The sequence below is a fragment of the Jatrophihabitans sp. GAS493 genome, assembly GCF_900230215.1.
GTDB lineage: Bacteria > Actinomycetota > Actinomycetes > Mycobacteriales > Jatrophihabitantaceae > MT45.
Map to the genome: position 1 here is coordinate 923,316 of NZ_LT907982.1, position 25,717 is coordinate 949,032.

Consider the following 25,717-nt stretch of genomic DNA (forward strand, 5'->3'; position numbering starts at 1 on the left):
CGGTTAGCTGTTGGCCGCGACGAAGGTCGCGATCTCCTCGGCCCGACGGGCCGCCTGTACCAGGTTGGCGTTGATCTCCTGGGTGGCCGACGTCTGCTGCTCGACGGCGGTGGCGATCGAGGTCTGGTTCTCGCCGACCCGGGCCACCACCTGCGCGATGTTGGCGATCGCGTCGATGCCGGCCTGAGTAAGGCGCTGCACCTCGGTGATCATCTGGTTGATGCTCTCGGTCGCAACCTGGGTCTGCTTGGAGAGTTCCTTCACCTCACCGGCGACGACCGCGAATCCCTTGCCGGCCTCGCCGGCCCGGGCGGCTTCGATGGTGGCGTTGAGGGCGAGCAGATTGGTCTGGCTGGCGACGGCGCCGATCGTCTTGACGATCTCGCTGATCTGCATCGAGGCGGCACCCAGCTCGCCCATCGTCCTGCTCGTCGACTCGACGACACCGATGGCGGTCTGCACGGTGGCGCTGGCCTCGGCGGCGTTGCGGCCGATCTCGTTGACGCTGGCCACCATCTCCTCGGTGGCGCCGGCGACCGTCTGGACGGCCGCACTCACCTCCTGCGTCTCGTTGAGACGAGCGATGAGGGCGCGGTTCCGCTCCTCGTCGGCCTTGCGGGCGGTGATGTCGGCGCAGGCCACGACGTAGCCGAGCAGCTCGCCCTGCGCGCTCTGCACCGCGTTGACGTGCATACCCAGCACCATGCCGTCCAGGGTCATCGTGGCGTTGCGGGGTGCGGTCGGAGAGAATGCCGAACCCGTCGTCGAGTCCATCGCGTCGCGGAAGCGGGCCCGGAACGTGGTGTGGATGCTGCTACCGACGGCCTTGAGGGTGTCGGCCGCTTTCGGGTTCATCCAGAGCAGGTTCATCTGGGCGTCGGTGACGATGACGTTGGCCTGCACCGCTTCGAGGACGGCGTGCGAGGTGGCGAGGCTGCCCAACGGGCCCTCATCGACGATGGTCGTGGATGTGCTGGCCGGTGCCTCGCTGCGAAGCTTCGTGAACATGTGATCTCTCCTGGAGCATTAGGGCATTGCTGCTTGTCGATCTCGATTGGCGGACGGGCGGTGCAGGCGCGACCTCGCTGGCGCCTGTCTTGCGCTGGTCTAGGGGCGGTCGCGGGCTCCTCGGCTGCGAGGGGCACCGGCCTCTTCAGCCAGTTCGTCGGATTCAACCGGCGCGGGGCGATTGAAGGTCATCCGGAGGATCCAGAGCAGGACGGCGCAGACCGGGACGGCGATCAGGAAGTGGATCACCGCGGTCTCGACGCTGATCGTCTGCAGGTAGAGCGCCTGCCAGATCGTCCGGGCGTTCACTACAAGGGCAAAGAGAATGACGGAGCCGCGGAACATCGTTGATTACCCTTCCGGCTCGATGGATCAGGCGCTCGCGGCGACATCGTCGCGCGTGATGTCGCGCTCGATGCGGTCGATGAGCAGGGCCGACCAGGCGCCGGCACTGGCCGGACGGCCGTCGAGCAGGGCGACCGGAACACCCAGCGACCAGACCGTGGCCGGCGTGCTCGACTTCCAGGCGTCGTGCACTACGAGCGCCTGGACGGCGGGCATGCCGGCGAGCCAGTTGCGGATATCGGCGGTCTTGCGAGAGGCGTCGGTGACGGCCCAGACGGTCGTCGGTGCGATGGCCGCCAGCACCTCGCCGACGACGTTGGCCGGGGTGGTCGCGCCATTGGCGGTGACCAGCATCGGGGCGTCGTCGAGTTCGGTGTCGACCACGATGATCCCGACGCCACCGCTGACCCGGATCGTCGCCGCGGCGAGTGCCGCCTGGGCGACGGAGCCCGCACTCTGCTTCAGCGGGAAGTCCGGGTTGGTGGTGACCACGCGCAGGGACTCGGCCGGGAGGCGGAGCTCGGTGGCCAGGGCGCGCCCGGCGCGCAGGGTGGCGATGAGCGGACCAACCAGGACGAGGATCTCACCGGCACCGCTCGGCGGGTTCGGTGCGGCCGGGAGAGCGAGCGACAGCTGGCGCACGGTGCGGTAGATGTCCTGACCCTTGGCCGTGGTGAGCATCTCGACCGGGACGCCCAGTTCGCGGAGCTGGCTTGTGGTGTCGTCGCCGAAGTCGTCGGAGATCGGGATGACCTCCGGCGCCGGAGCCTCGGTGGGGTCCGACTCGGACTCCGTCTCCGGCTCGGGTGCCGCGTGGCGCAGGTCGCTGCTGCGGGTGATGTCGATGACGGTCCCGTTGACGACGTCGACCTCAGCAACGACGTCGGCAACGGTCTCGGCAGGGACCTCTTCGGCAATGATTTCCTGCTCGACCTCGACCTTGACGACGGTGTCGACCTCAGCGACGACATCGGCTTCGATTTCGATGACGCACTCGGCGGTGTCAGCCATAGTGCTGTCAGCCATAGTGCTGTCAGCGGTAGTGCTGTCGGCAGTAATACTCTCGGCGAGGGTGTTCTCGGTGCTGAGCATCTCTGCCGGGACTTGCTCTTCAGCGATCTCGATGATGTCGGGCTCGATGAAGTCGGTGACCGTCGTAGTATCGACGGTGGCTGGGATGGCCGGAATTGCTGGGATGGGCGGCTCAACAGGAGCGGCGGCGGACGGGCTGCCGAGGTACTGCGAAGCCTGCATGATCGCGGCACCGCGTCGGAGGGCCTTGCTCTTCTTGCCCCCGCCCTTCTTCTTTTCGTGCTTGCCCATCTGCGGCTCGCTAACCTTCTCGTCCTCGGTGAACGCTGCCACCGGCTCGGGGATCGCCGTCGGTTCTGCTCCGATGGCCGGAATAATCTGCGCGGTCGCCGGAGCGACGCGCGGGTGCAGCGGCTCGAAGGCGGGGGCACTCTTGGCCGCCGCCTCGGCTGCGCTGCGAAGCTTCTCGTTGCGCGCGAGCTCGATCCGAGCCGCGTTGATTCGGGCCGCCTCGATGCGCTCGGCTTCGGCCCGCTGGGTCGCCGCGATGCGCTCGTTCTCCAACTGCTGAGCGGCCAGGCGGGCGGCGGCGGCCCGGTCGGCCTCGATCCGCTCAGCCTCGATACGAGACGCCTCGACGCGGTCGGCCTCGATCAGCGCCGCCTCGTGCAGCTGGCGCTGGAAGAGTTCGGCGGCGGCATGGTCGGCTGCCTCCTGCGCGGCTGCCTCGGCTGCCTTCCGGGCGGCCGCTGCCTCGGCGGCCAGTTTCTCAGCGGCCAGCTTCTCGGCCGCGATGCGCAGGGCTTCCCGCTGCTCGGCTGCACGCTGCTCAGCTTCCCGCTGCTCGGCTGCACTGCGCTCGGCTGCACTGCGCTCGGCTGCACTGCGCTCGGCTGCAACGCGCTCGGCTGCAACGCGCTCGGCTTCGACGCGGGCTGCCTCGATGCGGGCGGCTTCAACACGGGCTGCTTCAACACGGGCTGCCTCGATGCGCGCAGCCTCGATCCGGGCAGCCTCGATCCGGGCAGCCTCGATCCGGGCGGCCTCGACGCGCTGAGCCTCGGCTCGCTCGGCCTGCGCGCGCTGGGCCTGGATCAGCATCGCCTCCACGCGCTTGGCCTCGGCCTGCTGGGCGATCCACTGGGCGCTCTCGGCCGATATGCCGGTGTCGGCGGGGGTCGTCGCGGCCGGGTTCGTCCCAACCGTCTCCAGCTCGGCTGTGGTGTCGACGGTCATCTCGATCGGTGCCTCTTCGGGGGTGGTTTCGGGGGCCTCTTCTGGCGCGTAGTGGCGCGGACGACGGCCATCCCGGGTGGACTCACGGCTGGATTCCCGGGCCGCTTCGCGAGCCGCGGCGATCGCCTGCAGGGTGGCGGCGAAGTCGGGTTCGTCATCGCTGGTCGCCGACTCGCTCTGAGCCTCGGTGACGGGCAATGAGGTGCCTATGCTCGACTGCGCCGGTGCCGCGAGGGCAGCCGGGCGGCGGGCGGCGGCGAGGGAGCGCTCGGTCTGCTCGGCGATGTCGAGTAGTTCATCAAGATTGCTGGCAGTGTTGCCGGCGCTGTTGGCGGTTGCCGGCCCCGCGGTGACGGTGACCGTCTCGGCCAGTTCGTCGACGGTCTCGACATCCACGGCGTCATCGACTTCGTAGGTGATGCCGTAGGCCTTGCGAGCGAAGAACCCGAGGACGCCACCCTGACGGTGCTCCTCGAGGGATACGACGGTAGCCGCGCCGGCGTGCCGCTGGCCGATCTCAGCGATAACCGCGTTCAGATCCGAGCCCTCAGAGTACAGCGTTGCGGACATCTTCAATCACTCCAACTGTGTCGATGCGAGCGGTGCCCGCGGATATATCCGTGTAGGAAAGGATGGGCATTTCTGGGACGGTCATCCGCATCAGACGGCGCAGCGGAAGTCGTAGCTGGGGGGCGCAGACGAGCACCGGGTGGCGTCCGCGCGAGGTTGCTTCGGTGTAGCGCTGGCGGGCGGTCGCGACGACCGATTCGGCCAGGTCCGGCGGCAGCACGAGCTGGGGGCCACCTTCACCGGGGCGCAGTGACTCCATGATCGTCTGCTGCAACTGCGGGTCGAGGGTGAGGACGTCCAGATGTCCGTCGACGCTGTGCTCGGCGACGATCGCCGGAGCCAAGGCGTTGCGGGCGGCCTCAATGAGCCGGTCGGGCTCGGTGCCGCTCTTGGCCGCCAGGGCCAGCGCCTCGAAGATGCGGACCAGATCGCGAATCGGGATGCCTTCGTCGAGCAGGGCGTGCAGGACACGCTGGATCTCGGCCAGCGTGAGGAGGGCCGGGGTGAGGTCCTCGACCACTGTCGGGTGGCTGTTCTTGAGCGACTTGGTGGCGAGGGCGACCTCTTCGCGGCCGAGCAGTCGGCTGGCGTTGCGGCGGACCGCCTCGGAGAGGTGCGTGATGATGACCGACGAGCGGTCGACGACGGTTGCGCCAAGCAGCTCGGCCTGCCCCCGGAGCTCGACCGGGACCCACTTGCCTTCGAGTCCGAAGACCGGCTCGTGACCGACCTGGCCGGGTAGTCCGTCGAGGTCGTCGCCGATGGCCAGCACCGTGCCGGTCGGGGCCTGGCCCCGAGCGACCTCGACGCCGTTGATCCGGATGGCGTATGTGGCGTGCGGAAGGTCCAGGCTGTCCCGGGTGCGGACCGGTGGCATGACGACGCCGAGTTCCTGGGCCAGGCTGCGGCGTAGCGAGCGCACCCGGTCCAGCAGGTCGGCGCCGGCACCGTCGACGAGGGAGATGAGGTCGGGCGAGAGCATGAGCTCCAGTGGCTCGACCATGATCTGGGAGAGCAGGGCCTCCGGGGTGTCGGGCACCTCGGCCGCCGAGACGGTGGCCGCTTCGGCCTCCGTCTCCTCCGCCTTGGGCGGCCCGTTCTGCTTGACCCGGCTGGCGATGACGAGGAGCCCGCCACCGACGATGAGGAACGGAATCTTCGGCAGCCCCGGCACCAGGCAGAGCCCGACGGCGGCGGCGCCGGCGATCTGCAGGGCCTTGAGCTGGCTGCTGAGCTGGCGGGTGACGACGGTGCTCATGTCGTCGGAGTCGCTGGCCCGGGTGACGATGAGGCCGGTCGAGACCGACAGCAGCAGGGCCGGGATCTGCGAGACGAGGCCGTCGCCGACGCTCATCAGGCTGTAGCTGCTCAACGCCTCGCTCAGCGGCATGTGCTTGCTGAGGACACCGATCGCGAAACCGCCGATGAGGTTGATGAAGGTGATGATGAGCGCGGCGATCGCGTCACCCTTGACGAAGCGTGAGGCACCGTCCATCGCACCGTAGAAGTCGGCCTCGGCGGCGACCTCACGGCGGCGGATGCGCGCCTGCTTGTCGTTGATCAGGCCCGAGTTGAGGTCGGCGTCGATCGCCATCTGCTTACCGGGCATGGCGTCGAGGGTGAAGCGGGCGCCCACCTCGGCGACGCGGGCGGCACCATTGGTGATGACGACGAACTGGATCACCAGCAGGATCGCGAAGATCACCAGGCCGACGATCAATGAGCCACTGATGACGAAGTGGCCGAAGGAATTGATGACGTTGCCGGCGAAGCCCTTGGAGAGAACCAGGCGGGTGGCCGAGATATTGAGCGCGAGACGGAAGAGAGTGGCGATCAGCAGCAGCGACGGGAAGCTGGAGAACTCCAGCGGGCGGCTGACGTACATCGAGACGAGGACAACCAGCACCGCGAACGTGATGTTCATGGCGATGAGCAGGTCGAGCAGGAAGGTCGGGATGGGCACGACCATCATGACGACGATGCCGACGACGCCGATCGGCACAGCGAGCTGGTTCAAGCTCGCGCGCGGCGCTTTCGTCTTCGGAGTTGTCACAGAATCCTCAGGATGATCGGCGGTCAGGTTCACTACGGACAGATGTGGTGCAGTGGACGTCCGAGTCCTGGGTTCGCCATCCTGGCAATGATCTGATCGGTCGGTTGAGCCCCGACCTGAGCTATTTCGCGAATACCTCTGCGGAGGTGGTTGCCGGGGTGCGGCCGGGGCCGTCGTTGCGGAGCTTGGTCAGCACCTCGGCGTAGACCGACTCCCAGCGGCCGTAGTTGCCATGGATCGTGCGACCCGCTGCCCATTTACGGGCGTTTGCCCCGATTTCACTGCGGAGCGAGGCATCGTTGACCAGGGCTTGGAGGTAGAGGCCCCAATCGCGCTGGCTCTTGGCCAGGAAGCCGGTGACGCCGTGCTGGATGGTGTCGGCGTAGGGGCCGAAATCGGTGGCGACGGTCGGGATTCCCAGCGCCGCGTACTCGACGAACTTCAGATCGCTCTTGGCCCGGTTGAAGTCGTTGTGGGCCAGCGGCGCGATCGCGATGTCGAAGTCGATCTTGGGGAAGAACTCCTCGGGGGTGGCCGACCAGGGCGTGAACCGGTCCAGCGGGCGGCCGATGAGACCGGAGAAGCGGCCGCCGATGAGGTGTGACTCGACCTTGGCGTTGCGCCGGAAGAATTGGCGCAGCTCCTTGCTGACGCTGGCGAAGTCCTCGCGGTGTGCGCTGCCACCGGCCCAGCCGACAGTCAGCCGGCGGGTTGGGGGGCGCTGCATGAAGATGAGTGACGCGTCCACGCAGTTCGGTAGGACGTACACGTTGGGGTTGTACTGACCGACGACCTCGGCCAGCCGCGGGGTGCTCACGGTGACGGCGTCGGATAGTTCGAGATTGCGCTGCAGGACGCGCAGACGCTCGGGTGTGTAATACTCGCGGGCCGGATTGTCGGCGTTGATCGCCCACGGATCGTCGTCGATCTCGAAGATCATCGCGAAGTTGCGGTCGGCGCGGGTGGCCATCTCCTGCCAGATCGCGTCGCGGGCATCGTCAGTGACGAGTTGGCCGACCAGCACGTCGATGTCTGGGCTGATGCCCGTGGTGCTGCGATCGATCGAGATGGTCTGGTGACCGGCGATGCCGAGCGCCCACATCGGCATGGCGATGCGGTAGTACCCCTGCCCGGCGCCGTTCTGCGCCCAACCGACGATCTTCAGTGGCTGCACTGGTTCGATCTCCTTGCATGGGTTGTCGGCTGGTGTGGCCCTTGTGGGCCTGTTCGGTTAAACCTGCTGGCCCTCCCATCGGCCGAGATCCTGTGAAGCTGAGTGACGGGCGCCGACTGGACTTCCATAACTCGATTCGGCCGAGTGCGGGAGGGACCATTGCCCCGCATACTCGTGGGATGCCTGATCAACCCGACGAAGTCGTAGCCGGCAGCGACGCGGCTTCTACCGTCGCTTGGAAGAGGCTGGCCCGTGAGCGGCCTTGGTATCGCAAGCTCGCCTCCCGCCCGCTCGCCGAGGCCACAGTTAGCTCGCCCAATGGGAAGGTCTACTTGGTTCGGGTTCGCAGGAACTCACCCGTGAAGGCAGAGAGGGTTGACGCCTCGGACCCCCCCCTCCACCGCGTTCGGGTTGGTCGGGTCGCAGCTCGGGCGATCCTCGTTGATGTGGTCCTCGCAGTCACGAACGCCTTGGAACGCGGTGACAAGCTGTGGTTGGACGACGAGGAGTAAGGCAGCACTGCGATGCCCATCCTTACGGAGGCGTCTCCCTATTGCTGCTCGGTGGGTCATCTTCGGGTGGGGGGTCGGGGTCGGCTGTCGGGGGCGTGATGGATCGGTATCTGTGGCCGGTAGGGGTGCTCCAGTGGTAGTTGCCCTCGTGGTCGCGGTGGGTGATGGTCCAGCCCAGTTCATGCTTCAGCCGATGATGTTTTCGGCATAAGGCGTTGAGGTTGCACGCACTTGTACAGCCGGTTGGGTAGGGCACTCGATGATCTAAGTCGCAGCGCCTCGCGGCCCGGCTGCAGGTGGGGAAGGCGCAGGTCCGGTCTCGGGTGATGACGTGGTCGGCTAGGGCTTGGGGTGGGGTGTAGCGGGTCCGACCGTGATCGAGCAGGGTGCCGGACAGTGGGTCGGTGACTAACCGCCGCCAGGTGCCAGTCGCGTCGGCCGCGATCTTGCGGGCCAGGGCGGCGGGGATCGGGCCGTAACCGTCGAGCTCACCCGGGAGGTCGTCCAGGCCCAACAGGGTCGTCGCCGCAACGGTGACCTGAACCGATGGGCGCATGCCGTGGGATTTCGGCAGCGTCGGATCGGTCAACGCGTTCAGGGCGATGTCGATGAACGCGTCGGCTCGGCGTTGGTCGGCGGTCCGCCCATCATCCGGACACTTGGCCTTCGACTGGTCGGCGACGGCGTTGACGGCGACCATCACCGCGTCCGCGGCATCCGCGGGCAGGTAGGCCCAGACCGCGGCCATCCCGTCATCGTGGGGGAACCGGGCCACCCGACGCTCCAGCACCGCGTCCTCGTGCTTCCTGGTCTCCGTCTGCGGGTTGAACTTCGCCACCGCCCGACGGAGCGTGCCGGTGAACTGGGCCGGCGTCTGATGCTCCACCTTGCCCAACACCGCTTCTTCGACCTGGGCAACGATGTCGGCTTCAGCGATGTTGGTGACCGCACCGACGAGGGTCATCGCGTGCCGCTGCGTCGTCCGACCCGCAGCAAGCAACCCGAAGGTGGTGGGAATCCGTTGGACCAGGGTGGTGGCGCGGAGCAGGGCGAACGAGGCGGTGGTTGAGGGGATCTGCAACGCGCACGACACGTCCGCCTGCGCCGCCTCCGAGGCCAACTCAGGATCCGGCGCCAGCTCTTCAACATGATCACTGATCGAGGCCAGCAACCCGGCCTCAGTCGCCGCGAACCACGCATGCTGACGACGGACCGCGACCAGCAGATCCACCCGCCCAGCATGAGTAAGACGTTCGGGATCCAACGCCCCCAACAGGGCTGACGTCTCCGGACCGGGCTCATGCGAGGCCAACCACGCGGCGACCCCGTCGGGGAACATCACCGCATCGGCAAACGACGGAACCCGCGAGGAGACAGAATCATCCTCGCGGCCCTCGTACGGTGTTCCCTCCACGCATCTAATCGTACAGGTGAGCTACGACAGTAATCGCCGAGAACCCGACCAATCCAAACACAAAATCCAAGAAAAGTAAGGTGATTCGCCGACGTGAAGACTGTCACTCCAGCCACTGTGCCGTCGATCCGACTAGCCGGACGTCGAACCCTGCGCGGTGCTGAACATCCTCGTCGAGGGAATGCTGCTGGGTGCCGTCGTGCTGGGTGCCGTCGTGCTGGGTGCCGTTGTGCTGGCTGTCGTGGCCTGCTTCCGGCGCGCCCGGCGCGCCCGCGGCTCTTGGCGGATGGGCTAGCTATCTGGCCGGGGCCAACGGTCGCACAGTGTGCGTGCCGGCGGCCGAACCCCGGCGCTTCAGCGTCATGATGAAGGCGAGCACCGTCGCCACCGCCTTGTAGAGATCCGGTGGAATCTCGCCGCCGATCGTGCAGGTCTGATACAGCGTGCGCGCCAACGGGATGTCGGCCACCATCGGGATGCGATGCTTCTCGGCCAGCTCACGGATCCGAGCGGCAACGTAGTCCCCGCCCATCGCGACCACCCGGGGAGCACCCTTCTCGGCGTCGTACTTCAAGGCCACCGCGATGTGAGTCGGGTTGACGATCACAACGTCGGCGGTGGGGACATCGGCCATCATCCGGTTGCGGCTCATCGAGATCTGCTTGGAGCGGATGGCCCCCTTGAGCTGCGGGTTGCCGTCGCTGCTCTTGTTCTCTTCCTTCACCTGCTGCTTGGTCATCTTCAACGACTTGTTGTTGCGCCGACGGACGACGACGTAGTCGGCGATCGCCATCAGGATGCCGGCGGCGGCGGCGACGCGCATCACCCGCAGCGCCATCGAGATCGCGGTGGAGACCAGCGTGTCCAGGGAGAGCGCACCGGCCCCGATCAGCGTCGGAATCAGATTCCGCACCGACATGTAGACCACGACGCCGACCACGGTCGTCTTCAGCAGCGCCTTGAGCGCGGCCCACCATCCATGCGGACCGAACATCCGCTTGACGCCGGACAGCGGATTCATCCGAGAAAATTTGGGCGCCAGCGCCTTCGGGGAGAAGTAGATGCCACCCTGAGCGCCGACCGAGATGATCGAGACGACGATGAAGACCAACGCGAGCGGAAGCACCGCCAGCATGCCGCGCTGCGCGGTATTGCGGGCGATCCCCAGAACCTGGCTCACCTGAGGATTCTGAATCACCTCGGTCGACTGCAACAGCGCGATCTTGCAGGTATTCATGAGCGATTCGGCGACGTGGGGAAGCACGAAGCTGGCGACCAGCAGGCCGACCCATGACCCGAACTCAGGAGTATTGCCGATCTGTCCTTCGCGGCGAGCCTTCTTCTTCTGTTTCGGGGTCGCCTGCTCAGTTCTCTCCTCGGTGGGCTTCTCTGCCATTAGCCGGTCACCACCCTGAGCAGGTCAGTGGCCGACGTGGTCAGATGAGCAACCACCTGGGGCAGCAGCAGGAACGTGAAGCCGATCAGCGAGAGCGTAAGGCCGATCTTCAACGGAAAACTCAGTGCGAACGCGTTGAGCTGCGGCGCAATCCGGTTGAGCAACCCCAGCCCGAGGTCGGCGATGAAGAGCACGACCAGCAGTGGTCCGGCGATCTGCAGCGCCCCGACGAACATGTTGGTCACGCCGTGAATGAGCGACGCGCTCAGCTTCGGCATCGAGATCGTCCCGTCCAGCGGCAGGGTGTCGAAGGTCCGCATGAAGCCCTGCAGCAGGAAGAGGTGGGCACTGGAGGCGAAGATGAGCGTCGAGGACAGTAGCGCGTGAAAACGGGAGAAGACGGCGCTCTGGTTCTGCATCAGCGGGTCATAGCCGAAGGAGAGCGAGAAGCCGCCGGCGAGGTCGATGAGCCCACCCGCCGCCTCGATCGCGGTGAAGACGAGGCGGCACATGAATCCCAGCCCCACCCCGATGAAGATCTGCTCGACCCCGATCCCGACGATGGTCCAGGCGTCGACCACCGGCGGCACATGCTTCACCTGGCTGGGTGACAACGCCAGCCCGATCGCCACCGAGAGCATCACCTGAACCGTCCGCGGCACACCACTGGTGGCCAACGGCGGTGCGAAGATCGTCCAACCCAGGACGCGCAGCGACACCAGCAGCAGAGCCAGCAGGTTCGCGGTCGCGATTTGGACGGTCATGGTCTTCGCGTGATCAGTGCAGCAGAGACGGAATCTGCGCGAATAGCTCGTGAGTGAAGGTGATCATCGCGTGCATCATCCAACGCCCCGACAGCAGCAGAGCGACTCCGACACCGAGCGCCTTCGGCACGAAGGAGAGTGTGAATTCCTGAATCTGGGTCGCCGACTGGAAGAGCGAGACGGCGAATCCAATCAGGAGCGAGGTGACCAGAGCGGGAGCGGCCAACTCGGCCGTGATGATCATGACCTTCATGGCCAGGCTGACGATCGCGGCATCAGTCATCGGATTCACCTCTTGGATTCAACGGAAGGGAGCGGGGGCGGGAGGGCAACACGGTGAGCGTCGCTAACTGGAGTTGTAGCTCTGAACCAGAGCCGTGATGATCAGGCCCCAGCCGTCGACGAGGACGAAGAGCAGCAATTTGAAGGGGAGTGACACCGACACCGGCGGCAGCATCATCATGCCGAGCGACATCAGCGAGGAGGAGACGACGAGGTCGATGACCAGGAACGGAATGAAGATGACGAAGCCGATGATCATCGCCGATCGCAGCTCGGAGAGCACGAAGGCTGGAATCAGCGTGGTCAGCCCGACGTCGGAGATCTTCTCCGGGTTCGGCAGCTTGGCCGCCCGCAGCATCAGCGCGATCTCCTCCGGACGGGTATGCGCCGTCATGAAGACTCGCAGCGGCACCATGCCATCGTGGAAGGCGGTCTGCTGGTTCTTGGTGCCGTGAATGTAGGGCTGAATACCCAGCTCGTTCACCTTGCTGAGCACCGGCCCCATGATGAACATGCTGAGGAACAGAGATAGTCCGGCCAGCACCTGGTTCGGCGGCACCGTCTGCAGACCCAGTGCGTTGCGAGTCAGCGACAACACCACGAAGATCTTCGTGAAGCTCGTCATCATCAGCAGCAGCGACGGAGCCACCGAGATGACGGTGAGTAGCAGCAGGATGGTGATCGACGTGCTCGGCTTGGTGTTGCCGCCGACGTCGATCGTCGTGGGGCCGGTCGGTGACGACGGGCCCGCCGGTGCGGCCGGCGAGGCCGGCGCCGCCCGCGGACCAGCCAGCGGTGCCGCCAACTGAACGGCCTGCCGATCACCCGCCACCACTGCATGACTGACACTGTCGGGGACGGTGGCGGCCGACGCACTTCCGGTGCCCAGAGTCAATACTGCGATGCCGGCGACGACGGTCGCGATCAGCAGTAGAAGTAAGCGCATCAACGTGCGCAGGGGCGCCCTCACCTGGTACGGACGGTCAAGTCGCGTAGCGACTCCACCGTTTGCCGCCAGGTCGCCGGCGACAACGCCGAACCTGACAGAGCTGAGGACTTCGCATCCTGCGTAGTCTTCGGGGCGCCAACGCTTCCCTGCTTGGCGCCTTGATGTGTAGCTGATGCTGCGGCCGGCCCGGCGACGGGCTTGGCGGCGGCAGGCTTTGCGGTCGAACGGGCCGCCTTGTTGAGCAGGTCCGCCCCCGGGATGTCGGCCGGGATGTACACCGGCGCGACCGGGTTCGGGTCAACCGGCACGGCACGGCTGCGCTTGGTCTTGGACTGAGTGGCGGCGGCCGCGAGTTGCACCTCGACGGCCTCGAGGTCGACCTCGCCGATGAGCGAGACCTGCCCGTCGGTGACGCCGACGATAAGCGCTTGATCCAGCACTCGGACCACGGCGATCGAGGAGTTACGGGTGAGCTGTTCGCGCGACACGATGTCGAGCAGCTTGCCGTTGCGTGACCGAGCGGTGGGACGTTTGACGAATCGCGCCAAACCCCACATCAATCCCAGGACGACGGCAAGCGATAACACCACCCGTCCCAGCTCGGCCACGTTCTGCATGGTTGGTCAGCGGCCCGTCTCGTCGGAGACGATCTCGGTGATGCGCAGGCCGAAGTTCTCGTCGATGACCACGACCTCGCCGCGGGCGATGAGGCGGCCGTTCACCAGCAGGTCGGCCGGCGCTCCGGCCGGACGGTCGAGCTCGACGACGGCGCCGTCGCGCAGCGACAGCAGTTCGGAGACGGTCATCTTGGTGCGGCCGATCTCGGCGGTGACGTCCATCTCGACGCCACGCAGCAGGTCCAGCCGCTGGGCCGAGACCTCGGCCGGCGCGGTGCGGGCGGCGGCGAGCTTGGCGCCGGCGGAACCCGGGATCGGGGTGAAGCTCTCCGGCGCGTTGGAGCTGGCGTCCAGGCGCAGCGCGACGGCGGCCTCGATGCTGCTCTCCTCGCTCCACAGCGGCACGACGAACCCGTCGGTGTCGCCCTGCAGAATCTGCTCGAGCGCGACGGCCGTCTCGCTGACCGTGATCTCGCCGAGTGCGACCGGGCCGAGTGTTGCGGCCGCCGCCTGGACGGTCGGAGCCAGCGCCTGCGCCGGGTCGACGTCGCCGTCGGTGAGCGCCGTCGCCAGCGAACGTCCGATGACGACGATCAACTCACCACTGAGCGAACCGCTGAAGGTGACGCCCACGGCCTGGCCGAAGAGCTCGTCGGCATCGAACTCCCGGGAGGGTTCGCCCGGGTGCAGGGTGCTGCCCGAGGGCAGCGCCGCAGCGGCGGCCGCGGCGACGCCGGCGATCAGCTCGACGGCGGATGGGGCGAGTACGTCTGTCACAAGCGCTCCTGAGTAGCGGGTTGGGTCTGGAGAGGTTCGATGATGAGTGCCGCGAGGCGTTCGCCCGACTTGCCGGCGATGGCATGGGCAAAGGTGGTGCCACCGGCCTCGACGGTGAGCGGGGCGTTGACACGGTGGGTCAGCTTGATGACGTCGCCTTCAGCCAGGGTCAGCAGGCGTGAGGTGTCCAGGGCGATCGCGTCGAACTGGACCACGACGTCGATCTCGACCCCACCGAGGCCGTCCCGGACCTTGCGGGCCGAGGCGTCACGGTTCGGGTCTTCCTGGTCACGGTGGCTGCGCTGGGCCCGCTCGGCCTGCAGTTGGGCCACAACCGGGGAGAGCGGCAGGCAGAGCGTGAGCAGGCAGGAGGAGGCGCCGACGGTGAGGTCGAAGGAGGCGACGACCACGGCGTCGGTGGCGGCCGCAGCCTGGACGAACTGGGGGTTGTACTCGATCGGGGCGAGCTTCGTCTTCATCGGAGCCATCGACTCGAAGCCGTAGCGGAGCACGCTCAGCATCTGCTCCATGAGGTCGTTGAGCAGTCCGGTCTCGGTGTCGGTGAGGGTTCGTCCGGGCTGCTCACCGCCGGGGCCGCCGAGCAGGTGATCGATGCTGGTCATCGCCGTGGAGAGGGCGAACTGCAGGATCGCGGTGCCCTGCAGCGGGTCGATCGAGAAGGGGGCCAGGATCGTCGGGGACTCGAGGGTGGTGACGTACTCCTCGTAGCTCTGCTGCTCGATCGAGACGAGATCGATGTGGCATACCTGGCGCAGACTTCCGGTGAGCAGCGTGGTCAGCCGCTTCCCGAAGAGCTCGCAGCACATCTGTAACGCCCGCACATGTTCGCGGGAGAGTTTCGTCGGTCGACGGAAGTCGTAGGCCACAGGTGCGTCCCGGGGAGGGGACGCGAGCGCACGCTTCGCAGCGATATTGATTGCCGTCACGTGATCTCTGATCGGCTGCCCGGACCCGAACATGAGCCGTGGCCGCAGTTCGGTATTCACCTCCCTCCGGGAGGCTGTTGCTAGGTAACGGCATCCGTGCCGTCGTGAACGCTGCGCGCACTAACCAAATGTGTGGATTTTCCTTTTGACGAGTTCTGTTAGAGGGGAATCTGAGCGACGGGACCTGATCCGATCCGGACGACTACTCCGAGACGAACTGAATGAAGTCGGTGTCGAAGATCTGCCCCGGGTAGGCCCCTTGCAGGTTCTTGACCAGATCCTTCTTCAGCGCCTCCCGCTTGGCCTTGCTCGAGATCTGCGGGACGGTCAGGTTGCTGAACTCATCGATGATGATGTTCGCGGCCTTGGTGGTCTCCATCCCGGCCTCGTGACCGGCCACCAGCGTGAGGGCGACCTGGACCTTCAGGTAGTGACCGCCGGCCAGGTTGAGGGTCATCGCGTCCATGGTGACGATGTTTCCGGCCTTCGGCACCGCGACGGCGTTGGACTTCGGCATCAGGAAGAAGTACCCGGCACCGCCCAGGGCTAGGACGACCACGGCAATGATGATGAAGAGCTTCTTCTTGCTCTTCTTCACCGGCTCCTCGACCTCGGTAGCCGCGCCGGGGATGTTCTTTCCGCCGACTGTCGAGCCGGCGCCGGTCTTGACCGACGACTGACCGACGACCTTGCGTTCGGTGGGTGCGGCGATAGCCATGATGATCTCCTCGGTACTTACTGTTCGTTGTCGTAGCTGGACTGGACGTTCGGTGGTCTGGGTAAATCGGGTGGGTCAGGGCGTCGCGGCGGCGACGACCGGAAGCTTGGACTTGTCGGTCGCCGAGAGCATCGACAGGATCACCACGTCGACCCGGCGGTTGCCGGCGACCGAACGGGGATCGCTCGGTGCGTAGAGCGGTCGCTGGTCGGAGAACCCGGCCGCCGACAGTCGGCTGGAGGGAACCTGGCGCTGCACCATGAAGCGCACCACCGCGGAGGCCCGAGCCGACGAGAGCTCCCACCCCGATGGGTACTCCGGTTCGGTGCTCACGCCGAGCTGGTTGGTGTGCCCGTCCACTTCGATGGGGTTCGGGATGTGCACCAGCGGCGGGACCACCGCGTCCAGGATGGTCTGGCCACCCGGCAGCAGCGTTGCCTTGTTACCGGGGAAGACCAGGCTGTTGGTGACGATGGTGACCACCAGGCCGCGCTGGTCGATGGTGTACTGAGCGACGCCGGCCAGACCCTTGGAGGCCAGTGACTTGGCGATGCTCTTCTCGATCTTCTCGAACTCGTCGACCTCGGCCTTGACCGCGGCGGCGCCCTGTTTGGCCGCCGCCACCGCCTGGGCCGCCTCGGCTGCGGCCGCGGCATCGACTGCGGCGCTGGCCGCAGACTGCGACAGGTTCGGGTTGGGCAGCGTCGGGGCGTTATCCGACGAGGCCGAGTTGTCCTGGTTCGGCGAGAGCTGGGCGGCGATGGTGTCGCCCTCCTCGTTGCCGAGGCCGGTGCTGCCGTCCAGGATGGACTGCTGTCCACCGCCGAACGCCGACGAGAGTGAGGCCCGAAGCTGGGAGAGCTTCGAGGTGTTCACCTGCGAGATCGAGTAGAGAACGATGAAGAGCACCAGGAGCAGTGTGAGCATGTCGGCGTATGTCACTAGCCAACGCTCGCTGCCGCCTTCACCCTCTTCCTCCTCATGATGCTTCTTCTTTCGTCCGTGCCCGCTCATGATCAGGCAACTTCCTTCTTGCTCTGCTCGACCGGTGGCAGCAGGCTGTGCAGCTTCTGCTCGACCAGGCGCGGGTTGGAGCCGTCCTGGATGGCCAGCACACCCTCGATGGCCAGATCCATCTGCGCGCACTCCATGTCGCTGATGCGGCGCAGCCGGTTGCCCATCGGGAACCAGAAGAGGTTGGCCGACAGCACGCCCCACAGGGTGGCGACGAAGGCCGAGGCGATCTCAGCGCCGAGCTCGGCCGGCTCAGCAAGGTTGCCGAGCACGTGGATCAGGCCGATGACGGTACCGATGATGCCGATGGTCGGCGCGAAGCCGCCCATGTCCTGCATGACCTTCGCTCCGCGGCGGTCGCTGTCGCGTTTGGTGTCGACCTCGGCGCCGAGGATCTCAGCCACGGCGGCCGAGTCGGTTCCGTCGACGGCCATCTCCAGAGCACGCTTCAGGAACGGGTCCTCGATGTTGGCGACGTCGTCCTCCAGCGCCAGCAGGCCCTCGCGGCGGGCGCGCTCGGCCAGCTTGACCAGGATCTCGACCGAACGGTCGGGCGGTGCCACCTTGGCCGTCAGGGCCAGTTTGATGAGCTTCGGGAGTGCCTTCGCGTCGGGGAGTACACCGCCGGCGACGGCGGCACCGATGGTGCCGATGAAGACCAGCATCAGCGGCGCCGGAAGGAAGATCGCCATCGGGCTGCTGCCTTCGAGGATCATCGATCCGAAGACTGCGGCCAGGGCGGCTCCGATTCCGATTAAGGTAGCCGGATCCACGTCAGACTCCCTTGCGGTGCAGGGCCACTACCGAAGAGATGTGTCCTGAGGTCTGGCCGCTGTTGCCGGAGCCACTGTGCCGCTGATGCGGCGACGGGTCCTTCGCGAGCCACTGGTTGGGTCCGGCGGTGATGGGCGCAGCGTTGTCATTGCCCATCGACAGGGCGATCGCGATGACCTCCGAGCGCCAGGCGCGGATCGCGTCGACGAGTTCGTCGAGGGATTCCTGAATGACGTACTTGTTGCCATCGACGAGCGTCACGACGGTGTCGGGCGTCGCCTCGGCGCGCTCGATGAGGTCGGGGTTCAAGGCGAAGACCGGGCCGCCCAACCGATGTACCTGCAACATAGGGATCCATCCTTGAATTTCGAAGAGGCCGTCCGTGGCCCCGTTGAATTTTTTATCGGCTGCCCACGACCGAACCTGAGCCCGAAGGCTTCAGGTCCGGCCGTGGCGCATGCCTCGTTGATTCAGCGGTCCCTCTGGCGAGGGTCAATCCCTACTAGCTGAGCTGGACCAGCGTCTGCAGGACCTCGTCCGAGGTGCTGATGACGCGCGAGTTCGCCTGGAAACCGCGCTCGGCGATGATCAGGTTGGTGAGCTCGGCGGCCAGGTTGACGTTGGACATTTCCAGCGCGCCGGCCGTGATCTTGCCGAAGGCACCGGTCTCCGGGGCGCCGATGATCGGCGGGCCCGAGTTGCCGCTGACGGCCCACTCGGAGTCACCCATCTTCTGCAGGCCGGCCGGGTTGGCGAAGGTCGCGAGGCCGATCTGGCCGAGCTGGGTGGAGGCGCCGGTGGAGTCGACGGCGTTGATCGTGCCGTCCTGGGCGATGCTGTAGCTCTGGTACGTGCCGTTGGTCAGACCGGTGAGGGTGATCACCGCGCCGGTCGGGTCCTCCAGCATTCCACCGGCCGGGGTGACCAGGTGGCCGACCTGGTCCAGGGAGTACGAACCCTGGCGGGTGTACATGGTGGCGCCGCCCTGGGAGACCATGAAGAAGCCGTCGCCGTCGACCAGCATGTCGGTGCCGCGGCCGGTGACCTGGGTCGAGCCCTGAGTGAAGTCGGTGACGACGCCGGCCAGCTTCACACCGAGGCCGACCTGCTTGCCGTTGGTGCCGCCCTGGGTGGCCGTTCCGGCCGAGGCACCCTGCAGGGTCTGGCTGAGCGTGTCGGAGAAGACCGCCGAGCTGCTCTTGTAGCCGGTGGTGTTGACGTTGGCGATGTTGTTCGACGCGACGTCGAGCATCTGCTGGTGTGCTGCGAGACCGGAGATGCCGGTGAAGAGTGAGCGCAACATGGTGGGGGTACTCCTTTGTTGGGGGTGACGCTGTGGGGGATTTACGTTTTGGGTGGTGCCGGTGCTGACTGCTGCTTTGGATGCAACGGCGGTTAGCTGGAGAGAACCTGCTGGACGTCGGTCAGGGCGACCGTCTTGGTGCCGACCTGCAGTGACGGTGTCGTGCCGGAGATGGTGGCGGCGCTGACCAGGCCCGTCGCGAGGTTGCCGGCGCTGTCGGTGTAGCTGATGTTGTGCCCGACCATGCTCGTCGCCGCCTGCACCTGCTGCGCGTTCAACGTGTTCACGCTGTTGCTGGAGAGCGTCTGCATGGTCTGCACCTGGGACAGGGTTGCCGTCTCGTTCATGAAGGTCGAGGTGTCAACCGGCTTGCTCGGGTCCTGATACTTCAGCTGCGCGACGAGCAGCTGCAGGAATGCGTCCGGGGACAACGAGGTGTTGTCGACCGAAGCCGCATTCAAGTTCGTGGTCGATGGCACCGTCGCCGTCGGCGTGCTTACCGAACTAACTGGGCTTGTCATCTGTTCTCCTTATTGAGCCGGTTGAGCGGTAGTGCGTTCGTGTAGGTCATCGTTCGTGTCGTCATCTCAGAGCAGCCGATCGAGTGCGGTGTCGGTCGAGGCGCTGCGCAGCCGAGCGGTGGGCTGGACGCGCCCCGCTCCGCCCTCGCCGCCGTCGCCGTGTCCCGCGTTGCCGCCTCGGGTCGAGGCGTCGTCGTTGCCGCCGCGACCGTTGCCGAGGGATACATCAACCCCGGTGAAGCCGTGGCTCTGCAGGTTCCGGCTGAGGTCACCGAGGCTGTCGCTGAGGGCATCGTGGCCGCTCGCGGTGGCGGCGTTGAGCGTGACGCTGATCTGGCCGTTCTCGATATGTGCGATCACCCGCACCGCGCCGAGCTCAGCCGGGTGCAGGTCGATGGTGAGCTGATGCTGCCCGCTGGCCGTCGCGAGGAGCGCGTTCAGCGGAGTGCTCAGCTGCTGGGCGACCGCGGCCGGCGGAGCCGCGGCGGCGATCGGGGCCGCCGGTGCCGCCACCGGGACGGGCTGGGTGAGGGCGTTGATCGCCTGCTGCACCGAGACGGAGTTTCCGGTCTGGCTGACCACCAGGGCATCCGCGCTGAGCGGCGCGTTGGGTACGGCCGGTCGGTCGCTGGCCGTGGCGACGCCGGACGTCGCCGAAGTGGCGGCAGCCGGCGCGGTGGCTGCGTCGGCGGTGGCTGACTGGGTGCTCGATTTGGCGGTGCTCGATTGGGCGGTGCTCGATTGGGCGGTGCTCGATTGGGCGGTGCTCGATTGGGCGGCCAGCGCGGCGGCGAAGGACGCCGGGATGGCCGTGCCCGCCGCCGGGGTGGTGGCGGATGCGCCTGCGGCCGACGGGGTTGCGGCCGCCCCGGTCGCCGGTCGGCCGGTCTGCGCGGTCAGCGGATCCTGGGCCGCGCCCAACTCCGGGTCGGCGGTCGAGGCGTCCTGGGCCGTGGCTGAGTTGGCTGAGGTGCCTGAGTTGGCTGAGTTGGCTGAGTCGGCAGCCGCTATCGCTGTCGCGTCGGCCACCAGGGCGGTGAAGGCGGCGCTCGGGGTCCCGCTCGCAGTCGCCAGCGTTGTCGCCGTCGCAGTTGCGGTCGGTGCGGTGGCCGGCGCCGCGGCGGAGCCGAGCGTCGCATCGGCGAGGCTGAGCGTCGTATCGACGCTGCCGGTAGCGGTGGCCGGTGCTGAAACATTGGCCGTCGAGGTGCCGGCGGCCGGGGTGGCGAGCAGCGCGGCCAGACCGGCCAGCAGCGCTGGGTCGCCGGAGGCGCTGGTGGTTGGATCGACCGCAGCCGTCGCGTCGGTCGCCGGGTTCGGTGCGGACGGCACCGTTGGCGCGGCTACCGGAGTGACCGAACCGGCGGCGATTGAGCCGGCCAGCAGCGCGGCGAACTCGGTCGCAGCGGCGGTCGAGGAGTGCCGGCGAGCCGCCGCGCCACTCTTCTCGCTGCCCTGAGCCGTGGTGGTCGCGTCGGTGCTCGCCGAGGCGTCGGTGCCAGTTGCAGTGCTCGCCGAGGTGCTCGTGGTTGCGTTCGAGGTGCTGCCCTCCTGCTGCGAAGACGACTCCTCTTCGCTGCGGCGCTGGACCCGCGGTGAAGTCGGCTGGCTGAGCGGGGTGGCGGCGACGCTGAGCAGGGCGACGTTGGTTGCGCTCATGACAGCTGCGCTCCCTTCGTGGTCATCAAGGCGGTGACTTTCTTTACGTAGTTCTGGGTCTCGCTGTACGGCGGGATGCCCCCGTACTTGTCGACCGCTCCGGAGCCGGCGTTGTAGGCGGCCAGAGCCAGTGGGACGGAGCCGCTGTATTTGCTGAGCAGGCCGGCATACATGCGTCCCGCGCCGTCGATGGCCGAAGAGGGGTTCAGCGGGTCGACACCCAGACCGGCCGCGGTGCTCGGCATGAACTGCATGAGGCCGACCGCGCCGGCCTTGCTCATCGCCGACGTGTTGCCGCCGGACTCCTGCTGGGCCACCGCGGCCAGCAGGCCGGTCGGCAGACCGTACTTGGTCTCGGCCGCCTTGAACTGCGCGGAGTACTTCATCACGGCGGCGTTGAGGCCGGTGCCGCTCACCGCCGGCGAGGTGGCCGAGCTGTAACCGGAGGAGACGCTGGAGTCGGAGACGACTCGGCGGATCGAGGAGGGGTGGCCGTAGACGGTCTTGATGTGAACGCTCTGACCCTCGGTGGGAGCCTCGATGAGCTTGTTGTTGCCGATGTACATCGTCACGTGGTGGGCCGGATTGCCATAGAAGATGAGGTCGCCCGGCTTGGCGTCGGCGATACTGTCCACCGCGGTGCCGACCTTCTGCTGCTCGGCGGCGGTGCGCGGCAGCGAGATCCCCAATGATTTGTAGGAGGCCTGGGTCAGCCCCGAGCAGTCGATGCCGGTCGAGCTCTCGCCGCCCCAGACGTAGGGCGTGCCGAGGTAGGACTCGGCGGCCGAGACGGCGGCGTCACCGGTGGCCGTCGAAGTCGAATCGGTCGCCCCGGGGCCACCGGTGGCATCGCTGGATCCGTTGAGCTGGGAGAGCAGCGAGGAGAAGTCGGTTCCGGAGGCGCCCGAGGTCGACGAAGACGCCGCCGCGGTGGTGCTCGCCGTCGCGGTGGTGGACGTGGTCGGTTTGACCCCGGCGAGCGTGTTGATCTGGTTCTGGATCGCGGCGACGCGGCTGAGCACGTCGGCGATAGCGGTGGGTGCGGTCATCCGCGGCCTCCGATCATCTTCTTGGCGTGGCCCACCGCGGCGATCTCGTCGAGCTCGCGCTCGCCGGCCAGCTTCTCGTGGGCCAGTGCGGCCGCGGTCTGGCGCTCCAGCAGTTCTTCGGCCGTGCGGCGTCCCCGAGCCGCCTCGACCAGGTCGTCGAGGGACTGGTTGGCCGCGACGCGCGCACGCTCGGCGGTACGGTGCGCCTGATCGGCGGTTGCGGCCGCGGCCTGGCGGGCGACGATCGAGGCCAGGAAAGCCGGTGTGCTCTGCGCGATGTTCTCAGCCCGGCCGGAGGCCCGGCGGCGTTCGGACGCGGCGTGGGCCGCGGTCTCCTGCTCACGGCGGCGGGCCGCGCCCAGGCGCTGCTTGGCCAGGTCTTCGTTGGCGGCGCGGGCGCGCAGCAGGGTGGTCACCCAACGTTGTGCAGCCATCAGTCCTCCAGATTCAGGATCGAGGCGAGCATCTGCCAGGACTGGGTCGCGTCAGCCTCGGTGTGCAGGCCCTGGCGAAGGAAGTGTTCGAGCTGCGGCCAGAGGGTGAGCGCCACATCGGCCCGCGGGTTGGTGCCGGCGACGTAGGCCCCGATCTCGACCAGCTCCTTGACGTCGCGTCGGGCGTCGAGCAGCTGACGGGTCACCTGGGAGAGCTCACGCTGCTCCGGCGTCGTCACCGCGTTGGCGACCCGCGACACCGACTGCAGTACGTCGATGCTCGGGAAGTGCCCGGCGGTGGCGAGCTTGCGGTCCAGCACGATGTGCCCATCCAGGATCGAGCGGGCGGTGTCGGCGATCGGCTCGTTGTGGTCATCACCCTCGACGAGGACGGTGTAGAGCCCGGTGATCGAGCCCTTGTCCGAACCGCCGGCGCGCTCCAGCAACTGCGGCAGCATGGCGAAGACCGAAGGCGGGTAGCCCCGGGTGGCCGGTGGTTCGCCGACGGAGAGGCCGATCTCGCGCTGGGCCATGGCCAGGCGGGTGATGCTGTCCATCATGAGCAGCACCTGCTTGCCGCTGTCACGAAACCATTCGGCGATCCGGGTGGCGACGAAGGCGGCGCGCAGGCGCACCATCGGTGGCTGGTCGGAGGTGGCCACGACGACGATTGCGTTGCGCATCCCCTCCGGGCCGAGGTCGTCCTCGAGGAACTCGCGGACCTCTCGGCCTCGTTCACCGACGAGCGCGAGGACGGTGATCTCGGCCTGGGTGCCGTGCATGATCATGGAGAGCAGGCTCGATTTGCCGACGCCGCTGCCGGCGAAGATACCCATCCGCTGGCCGCGCCCGACCGGGATGAGGGTGTCGATGGCCCGTACCCCGAGCGGCATCGCGACGTCGACCCGCTGTCGGGTGAGTGCATCCGGCGGGGTCGACTCGACCGTTGCGGTGTGCAGCCCGCTGGGCAGCTTCCCGCCGTCGAGGCGGTGGCCGAGCCCGTCCAGGACGTGGCCGAGCAGCGCCTCGCCGACCTCGATCTCGAGCGGTCCACCGGTGCTGGTCACCCGGTCGCCGCTGCCGATTCCGGCGAGCGTGCCGAGCGGCAGGCAGGCCGCCGAGTCGCCCTGGACCGAGACGACCTCGGCCGGGGTCGAGATCTCGCCATGGTGCAGGTGCACGATGTCACCGACCCGGGCCGAGATGCCGCGGATGGTGGCCGAGAGTCCACGGACCTCCGACACGATCCCGGAGATCTCCGGCGGCGCGGTGTGCAGCGCGTGCACGACGCGGTCGCTGTTGAGGAGTGTGGTCATGAGGCGAGGGCCTCACGGACGCGCTGCATGCCGGCGCTGAGCCGTCCGTCGACGGTGGTGGCTCCGCACTGGACGACGGCGTCACCGGGCTGCAGCGATGCGTCGGCGGCGACGGTGATGCTGCGGCGGTAGGTCGAGACGAGGGCCGGGTAGACCGCGCCGGACGGGTCGACGGCCAGCGTCGCGTAGTCGCGCGGGGCGAGGGAGATCGTCACCGGTTCGCCGGCCGGCGCCAGCGCCAGGGTGCGGGCCAGCGCGTCGGAGGCGGTGTCGATGCTGCTCAGTTCGCGGGTCAGCAGGGCCTCGGTGAGCTCGACGGCGCAGCCGATGAGGCTCTCCTCCATCTCCTCGGCCCCGGGCACCGACTGCTGCTCGAGCGCGGTGGCGGCGACGTCGATGGCGACGAGGACGGTGGCCAGCCGGGCGCGGGTGTCGGCGATCAGCGCCGCCGCCTCGGCCTCGGCGGCCGCAAGCTTGGCCGCCATCGCTTCGCGGGCCTCCCGGACGCCGGTCGACCAGCCGGTGGCGTAGCCGACGGCGCGGGCCTCGGAGCGAGCCTGTTCGGTCAGGGTCGACGGGACCCCGGCCGACGTCGCGATGTCGAAGCCGAGCGGCGCCAACTTGGGTGCGCCGGGGAGCTCCGGCAGCGGTGAGGTGACCGCAGCGGCGGCGGCGGGAAGGTTAGGCAACGAACTCCTCCTCGTCGCCGCGGCGGACCTGGATCTGGCCCGACTCTTCGAGTTCGCGGATGACCCGGACCACGTTGGCCTGTGCCTCCTCGACGACCTGGATGCGCACCGGACCGAGCACGTCGATCTCCTCGGCCAGGGTGAGGGCGGCGCGTTCGGACATGTTCTGCATGACCCGGTCACGGACGTTCGCCGCGACACCCTTGAGCGCGGTGGCCAGGTCGGCGGCTTGGATCTGACGCAGCACCAGCTGAATCGCCCGATCCTCCAGGCCGACCAGGTCTTCGAACATGAACATCTGGCTGCGGACCTCGTCGGCCAGGTCGGCGTCGTGCAGCTCCAGACCCTCGAGGATCTGCCGCTCGGTGCCCCGATCGGCACGGTTGATGATCTCCACCAGCGGTCGCACACCACCCACCGCCGAGGCGAGCTCGCTGGCCACCCCGAGGGAGGAGATGCGCCGCTCCAGGCTGGACTCGACCTTGCGGATCAGGTCGGGCGAGGTGCGGTCCATCACGGCGATGCGGTGGGCCACGTCCGATTGCTGCTCGCGCGGCAGTCCGGTGAGGATGGCGGCGGCCAGTGGCGCCGGGAGGTGGGCCAGGACCAGCGCGATCGTCTGCGGGTGCTCGTCGCCGAGGAAGGAGACGATCTGACGGGAGTCGAGGTTCTGCATGAAACTGAAGGGGAGTTCGACGATGCTGGCCGAGAGCCGCTCCAGGATCGCCCCGGCCCGCTTGTCACCGAGGGCCCGGATCAGCATCTCGCGGGCCTGGTCCATGCCGCCGCGGGTGGTGGCGCCGGTGGCCAACTCCCCCGCGAACTCGGCCAGTACCGCAACCGAGACCTCGGTCGGCACCTTCCCCATCCGCACGATCTCAGCACTGAGCTCCTCGAGCTCGTCCTCATCCAGCCGGCCCAGAACCTTCGCGCTCTCCTCGCGACCGAGCTGCAGCATCAGCACCGCGGCCTTCTGCTTACCGGTCAGGCCGGCCAACGGGTCGGGCGCGACGATCGGAGCAGGGGCCAGTGACAGAGCAGCGGGGTTGGCGGAGGCATCGTTCGGAACCACCGTGAGAATCGGGGTGGCGGTTGCAGTCGCGGCCATGGGTTACATCCCTTGCTTGTCGGGTCGAGCGGGTCGAACGGGATCGTGCTGTGTTT

27 protein-coding genes are annotated in these 25,717 nt (G+C 67.5%); 2 read left to right on the plus strand and 25 right to left on the minus strand.

All coding sequences use genetic code 11. The annotated features are described in order from the left end of the window. Positions 1 to 3: 3 nt before the first annotated feature. From CPH63_RS04250 to CPH63_RS04270, 5 genes are all read right to left on the minus strand, one after another. Positions 4 to 1,008, minus strand: coding sequence for a methyl-accepting chemotaxis protein (locus tag CPH63_RS04250; RefSeq protein WP_096301713.1), 1,005 nt, complete (start codon positions 1,006 to 1,008; stop codon positions 4 to 6). Positions 1,009 to 1,107: 99 nt separating this feature from the next. Next, on the minus strand, positions 1,108 to 1,353 hold the full coding sequence (locus tag CPH63_RS04255) for a hypothetical protein (protein ID WP_096301714.1): 246 nt from the start codon (positions 1,351 to 1,353) through the stop codon (positions 1,108 to 1,110). A 27-nt stretch (positions 1,354 to 1,380) separates the two neighbouring features. Continuing rightward, positions 1,381 to 4,191, minus strand: coding sequence for a hypothetical protein (locus CPH63_RS04260; protein ID WP_096301715.1), 2,811 nt, complete (start codon positions 4,189 to 4,191; stop codon positions 1,381 to 1,383). Further along, positions 4,169 to 6,244 carry a flagellar biosynthesis protein FlhA gene (gene flhA / locus CPH63_RS04265; RefSeq protein ID WP_096301716.1) on the minus strand — a complete coding sequence of 692 codons (2,076 nt, stop codon included), beginning with the start codon at positions 6,242 to 6,244 and terminating at the stop codon, positions 4,169 to 4,171. Before flhA ends, CPH63_RS04260 begins: the two co-directional genes overlap by 23 nt. 121 nt (positions 6,245 to 6,365) lie before the next feature. Further along, a complete protein-coding gene (locus CPH63_RS04270) occupies positions 6,366 to 7,418 on the minus strand; it encodes a glycosyltransferase (protein ID WP_096301717.1) in 1,053 nt (350 codons plus the stop codon). Between the two features lie 179 nt (positions 7,419 to 7,597). Here CPH63_RS04270 and CPH63_RS04275 point away from each other — a divergent pair, with 179 nt between their 5' ends. Beyond that, positions 7,598 to 7,930 (plus strand): hypothetical protein, encoded by a 333-nt coding sequence (locus CPH63_RS04275; RefSeq protein WP_096301718.1) that lies wholly within the window; start codon positions 7,598 to 7,600, stop codon positions 7,928 to 7,930. Positions 7,931 to 7,952: 22 nt separating this feature from the next. On the opposite strand, the gene CPH63_RS04280 is transcribed toward CPH63_RS04275, so the two are convergent. Continuing rightward, positions 7,953 to 9,344, minus strand: coding sequence for an HNH endonuclease signature motif containing protein (locus CPH63_RS04280; protein ID WP_096301719.1), 1,392 nt, complete (start codon positions 9,342 to 9,344; stop codon positions 7,953 to 7,955). Positions 9,345 to 9,501: 157 nt separating this feature from the next. Here CPH63_RS04280 and CPH63_RS22060 point away from each other — a divergent pair, with 157 nt between their 5' ends. Beyond that, the gene (locus CPH63_RS22060) at positions 9,502 to 9,639 is read left to right on the plus strand and encodes a hypothetical protein (protein WP_157749268.1); all 138 of its coding nucleotides are present in this window, start codon (positions 9,502 to 9,504) and stop codon (positions 9,637 to 9,639) included. On the opposite strand, the gene CPH63_RS04285 is transcribed toward CPH63_RS22060, so the two are convergent. The 19 genes from CPH63_RS04285 to fliG all read right to left on the minus strand — a co-directional run bounded on the left by CPH63_RS04285 (position 9,640) and on the right by fliG (position 25,661). After that, positions 9,640 to 10,740 (minus strand): flagellar biosynthesis protein FlhB, encoded by a 1,101-nt coding sequence (locus tag CPH63_RS04285; protein ID WP_096301720.1) that lies wholly within the window; start codon positions 10,738 to 10,740, stop codon positions 9,640 to 9,642. It abuts the gene before it with no gap. Then, positions 10,740 to 11,504 carry a flagellar biosynthetic protein FliR gene (locus tag CPH63_RS04290; RefSeq protein ID WP_096301721.1) on the minus strand — a complete coding sequence of 255 codons (765 nt, stop codon included), beginning with the start codon at positions 11,502 to 11,504 and terminating at the stop codon, positions 10,740 to 10,742. The genes CPH63_RS04285 and CPH63_RS04290 overlap by 1 nt, the downstream gene beginning before the upstream one ends. A 13-nt stretch (positions 11,505 to 11,517) precedes the next feature. Beyond that, positions 11,518 to 11,787, minus strand: coding sequence for a flagellar biosynthetic protein FliQ (locus tag CPH63_RS04295; protein ID WP_096304938.1), 270 nt, complete (start codon positions 11,785 to 11,787; stop codon positions 11,518 to 11,520). A 63-nt stretch (positions 11,788 to 11,850) separates the two neighbouring features. Then, complete coding sequence (fliP, locus tag CPH63_RS04300) at positions 11,851 to 12,732, minus strand: flagellar type III secretion system pore protein FliP (RefSeq protein WP_096301722.1); 882 nt, start codon at positions 12,730 to 12,732, stop codon at positions 11,851 to 11,853. Between the two features lie 20 nt (positions 12,733 to 12,752). Beyond that, the gene (locus tag CPH63_RS04305) at positions 12,753 to 13,343 is read right to left on the minus strand and encodes a flagellar biosynthetic protein FliO (RefSeq protein ID WP_172892156.1); all 591 of its coding nucleotides are present in this window, start codon (positions 13,341 to 13,343) and stop codon (positions 12,753 to 12,755) included. A gap of 15 nt (positions 13,344 to 13,358) precedes the next feature. Continuing rightward, positions 13,359 to 14,129, minus strand: coding sequence for a flagellar motor switch protein FliN (fliN, locus tag CPH63_RS04310; protein ID WP_096301724.1), 771 nt, complete (start codon positions 14,127 to 14,129; stop codon positions 13,359 to 13,361). Then, positions 14,126 to 15,076: a flagellar motor switch protein FliM gene (locus CPH63_RS04315; RefSeq protein WP_172892157.1), complete on the minus strand. Its 951-nt coding sequence runs from the start codon at positions 15,074 to 15,076 to the stop codon at positions 14,126 to 14,128. Before CPH63_RS04315 ends, fliN begins: the two co-directional genes overlap by 4 nt. A gap of 202 nt (positions 15,077 to 15,278) precedes the next feature. Then, positions 15,279 to 15,794, minus strand: coding sequence for a flagellar basal body-associated protein FliL (fliL, locus tag CPH63_RS04320; protein ID WP_096301726.1), 516 nt, complete (start codon positions 15,792 to 15,794; stop codon positions 15,279 to 15,281). A 75-nt stretch (positions 15,795 to 15,869) separates the two neighbouring features. Further along, positions 15,870 to 16,808: a flagellar motor protein MotB gene (locus CPH63_RS04325; RefSeq protein ID WP_096301727.1), complete on the minus strand. Its 939-nt coding sequence runs from the start codon at positions 16,806 to 16,808 to the stop codon at positions 15,870 to 15,872. Positions 16,809 to 16,810: 2 nt separating this feature from the next. Next, positions 16,811 to 17,581 (minus strand): motility protein A, encoded by a 771-nt coding sequence (locus CPH63_RS04330; RefSeq protein ID WP_096301728.1) that lies wholly within the window; start codon positions 17,579 to 17,581, stop codon positions 16,811 to 16,813. A 1-nt stretch (position 17,582) separates the two neighbouring features. Next, positions 17,583 to 17,930: a flagellar FlbD family protein gene (locus CPH63_RS04335; protein ID WP_096301729.1), complete on the minus strand. Its 348-nt coding sequence runs from the start codon at positions 17,928 to 17,930 to the stop codon at positions 17,583 to 17,585. Positions 17,931 to 18,084: 154 nt separating this feature from the next. After that, on the minus strand, positions 18,085 to 18,885 hold the full coding sequence (locus CPH63_RS04340; protein WP_096301730.1) for a flagellar hook-basal body complex protein: 801 nt from the start codon (positions 18,883 to 18,885) through the stop codon (positions 18,085 to 18,087). A gap of 92 nt (positions 18,886 to 18,977) precedes the next feature. Beyond that, a complete protein-coding gene (locus CPH63_RS04345) occupies positions 18,978 to 19,406 on the minus strand; it encodes a flagellar hook assembly protein FlgD (RefSeq protein WP_096301731.1) in 429 nt (142 codons plus the stop codon). A gap of 66 nt (positions 19,407 to 19,472) precedes the next feature. Further along, complete coding sequence (locus tag CPH63_RS04350) at positions 19,473 to 21,065, minus strand: flagellar hook-length control protein FliK (RefSeq protein WP_096301732.1); 1,593 nt, start codon at positions 21,063 to 21,065, stop codon at positions 19,473 to 19,475. Continuing rightward, entirely contained in the window at positions 21,062 to 22,114 is a 1,053-nt protein-coding gene (locus CPH63_RS04355; protein ID WP_096301733.1) for an NlpC/P60 family protein, read from the minus strand. The genes CPH63_RS04350 and CPH63_RS04355 overlap by 4 nt, the downstream gene beginning before the upstream one ends. Then, a complete protein-coding gene (locus CPH63_RS04360) occupies positions 22,111 to 22,548 on the minus strand; it encodes a hypothetical protein (RefSeq protein ID WP_157749270.1) in 438 nt (145 codons plus the stop codon). Before CPH63_RS04360 ends, CPH63_RS04355 begins: the two co-directional genes overlap by 4 nt. Further along, positions 22,548 to 23,864 (minus strand): FliI/YscN family ATPase, encoded by a 1,317-nt coding sequence (locus tag CPH63_RS04365; RefSeq protein WP_096301735.1) that lies wholly within the window; start codon positions 23,862 to 23,864, stop codon positions 22,548 to 22,550. Before CPH63_RS04365 ends, CPH63_RS04360 begins: the two co-directional genes overlap by 1 nt. After that, complete coding sequence (locus CPH63_RS04370) at positions 23,861 to 24,553, minus strand: FliH/SctL family protein (protein ID WP_096301736.1); 693 nt, start codon at positions 24,551 to 24,553, stop codon at positions 23,861 to 23,863. Before CPH63_RS04370 ends, CPH63_RS04365 begins: the two co-directional genes overlap by 4 nt. Continuing rightward, positions 24,546 to 25,661 carry a flagellar motor switch protein FliG gene (gene fliG / locus CPH63_RS04375; RefSeq protein ID WP_096301737.1) on the minus strand — a complete coding sequence of 372 codons (1,116 nt, stop codon included), beginning with the start codon at positions 25,659 to 25,661 and terminating at the stop codon, positions 24,546 to 24,548. Before fliG ends, CPH63_RS04370 begins: the two co-directional genes overlap by 8 nt. Between the last annotated feature and the right edge of the window lie 56 nt (positions 25,662 to 25,717).

Excerpts from the sequence above, each read along its gene's own strand:
- CPH63_RS04345 (WP_096301731.1), bottom strand. The coding sequence starts at position 19,406 with ATGACAAGCCCAGTTAGTTCGGTAAGCACGCCGACGGCGACGGTGCCA.
- CPH63_RS04340 (WP_096301730.1), bottom strand. The coding sequence starts at position 18,885 with ATGTTGCGCTCACTCTTCACCGGCATCTCCGGTCTCGCAGCACACCAG.
- CPH63_RS04285 (WP_096301720.1), bottom strand. The coding sequence starts at position 10,740 with ATGGCAGAGAAGCCCACCGAGGAGAGAACTGAGCAGGCGACCCCGAAA.
- CPH63_RS04275 (WP_096301718.1), top strand. The coding sequence starts at position 7,598 with ATGCCTGATCAACCCGACGAAGTCGTAGCCGGCAGCGACGCGGCTTCT.
- CPH63_RS04295 (WP_096304938.1), bottom strand. The coding sequence starts at position 11,787 with ATGACTGATGCCGCGATCGTCAGCCTGGCCATGAAGGTCATGATCATC.
- fliG (WP_096301737.1), bottom strand. The coding sequence starts at position 25,661 with ATGGCCGCGACTGCAACCGCCACCCCGATTCTCACGGTGGTTCCGAAC.
- CPH63_RS04360 (WP_157749270.1), bottom strand. The coding sequence starts at position 22,548 with ATGGCTGCACAACGTTGGGTGACCACCCTGCTGCGCGCCCGCGCCGCC.
- CPH63_RS04250 (WP_096301713.1), bottom strand. The coding sequence starts at position 1,008 with ATGTTCACGAAGCTTCGCAGCGAGGCACCGGCCAGCACATCCACGACC.
- CPH63_RS04255 (WP_096301714.1), bottom strand. The coding sequence starts at position 1,353 with ATGTTCCGCGGCTCCGTCATTCTCTTTGCCCTTGTAGTGAACGCCCGG.
- fliP (WP_096301722.1), bottom strand. The coding sequence starts at position 12,732 with ATGCGCTTACTTCTACTGCTGATCGCGACCGTCGTCGCCGGCATCGCA.
- fliL (WP_096301726.1), bottom strand. The coding sequence starts at position 15,794 with ATGGCTATCGCCGCACCCACCGAACGCAAGGTCGTCGGTCAGTCGTCG.
- CPH63_RS04335 (WP_096301729.1), bottom strand. The coding sequence starts at position 17,930 with ATGTTGCAGGTACATCGGTTGGGCGGCCCGGTCTTCGCCTTGAACCCC.
- CPH63_RS04350 (WP_096301732.1), bottom strand. The coding sequence starts at position 21,065 with ATGAGCGCAACCAACGTCGCCCTGCTCAGCGTCGCCGCCACCCCGCTC.
- CPH63_RS04260 (WP_096301715.1), bottom strand. The coding sequence starts at position 4,191 with ATGTCCGCAACGCTGTACTCTGAGGGCTCGGATCTGAACGCGGTTATC.
- CPH63_RS04365 (WP_096301735.1), bottom strand. The coding sequence starts at position 23,864 with ATGACCACACTCCTCAACAGCGACCGCGTCGTGCACGCGCTGCACACC.
- CPH63_RS04355 (WP_096301733.1), bottom strand. The coding sequence starts at position 22,114 with ATGACCGCACCCACCGCTATCGCCGACGTGCTCAGCCGCGTCGCCGCG.
- CPH63_RS04290 (WP_096301721.1), bottom strand. The coding sequence starts at position 11,504 with ATGACCGTCCAAATCGCGACCGCGAACCTGCTGGCTCTGCTGCTGGTG.
- CPH63_RS04325 (WP_096301727.1), bottom strand. The coding sequence starts at position 16,808 with ATGAGCGGGCACGGACGAAAGAAGAAGCATCATGAGGAGGAAGAGGGT.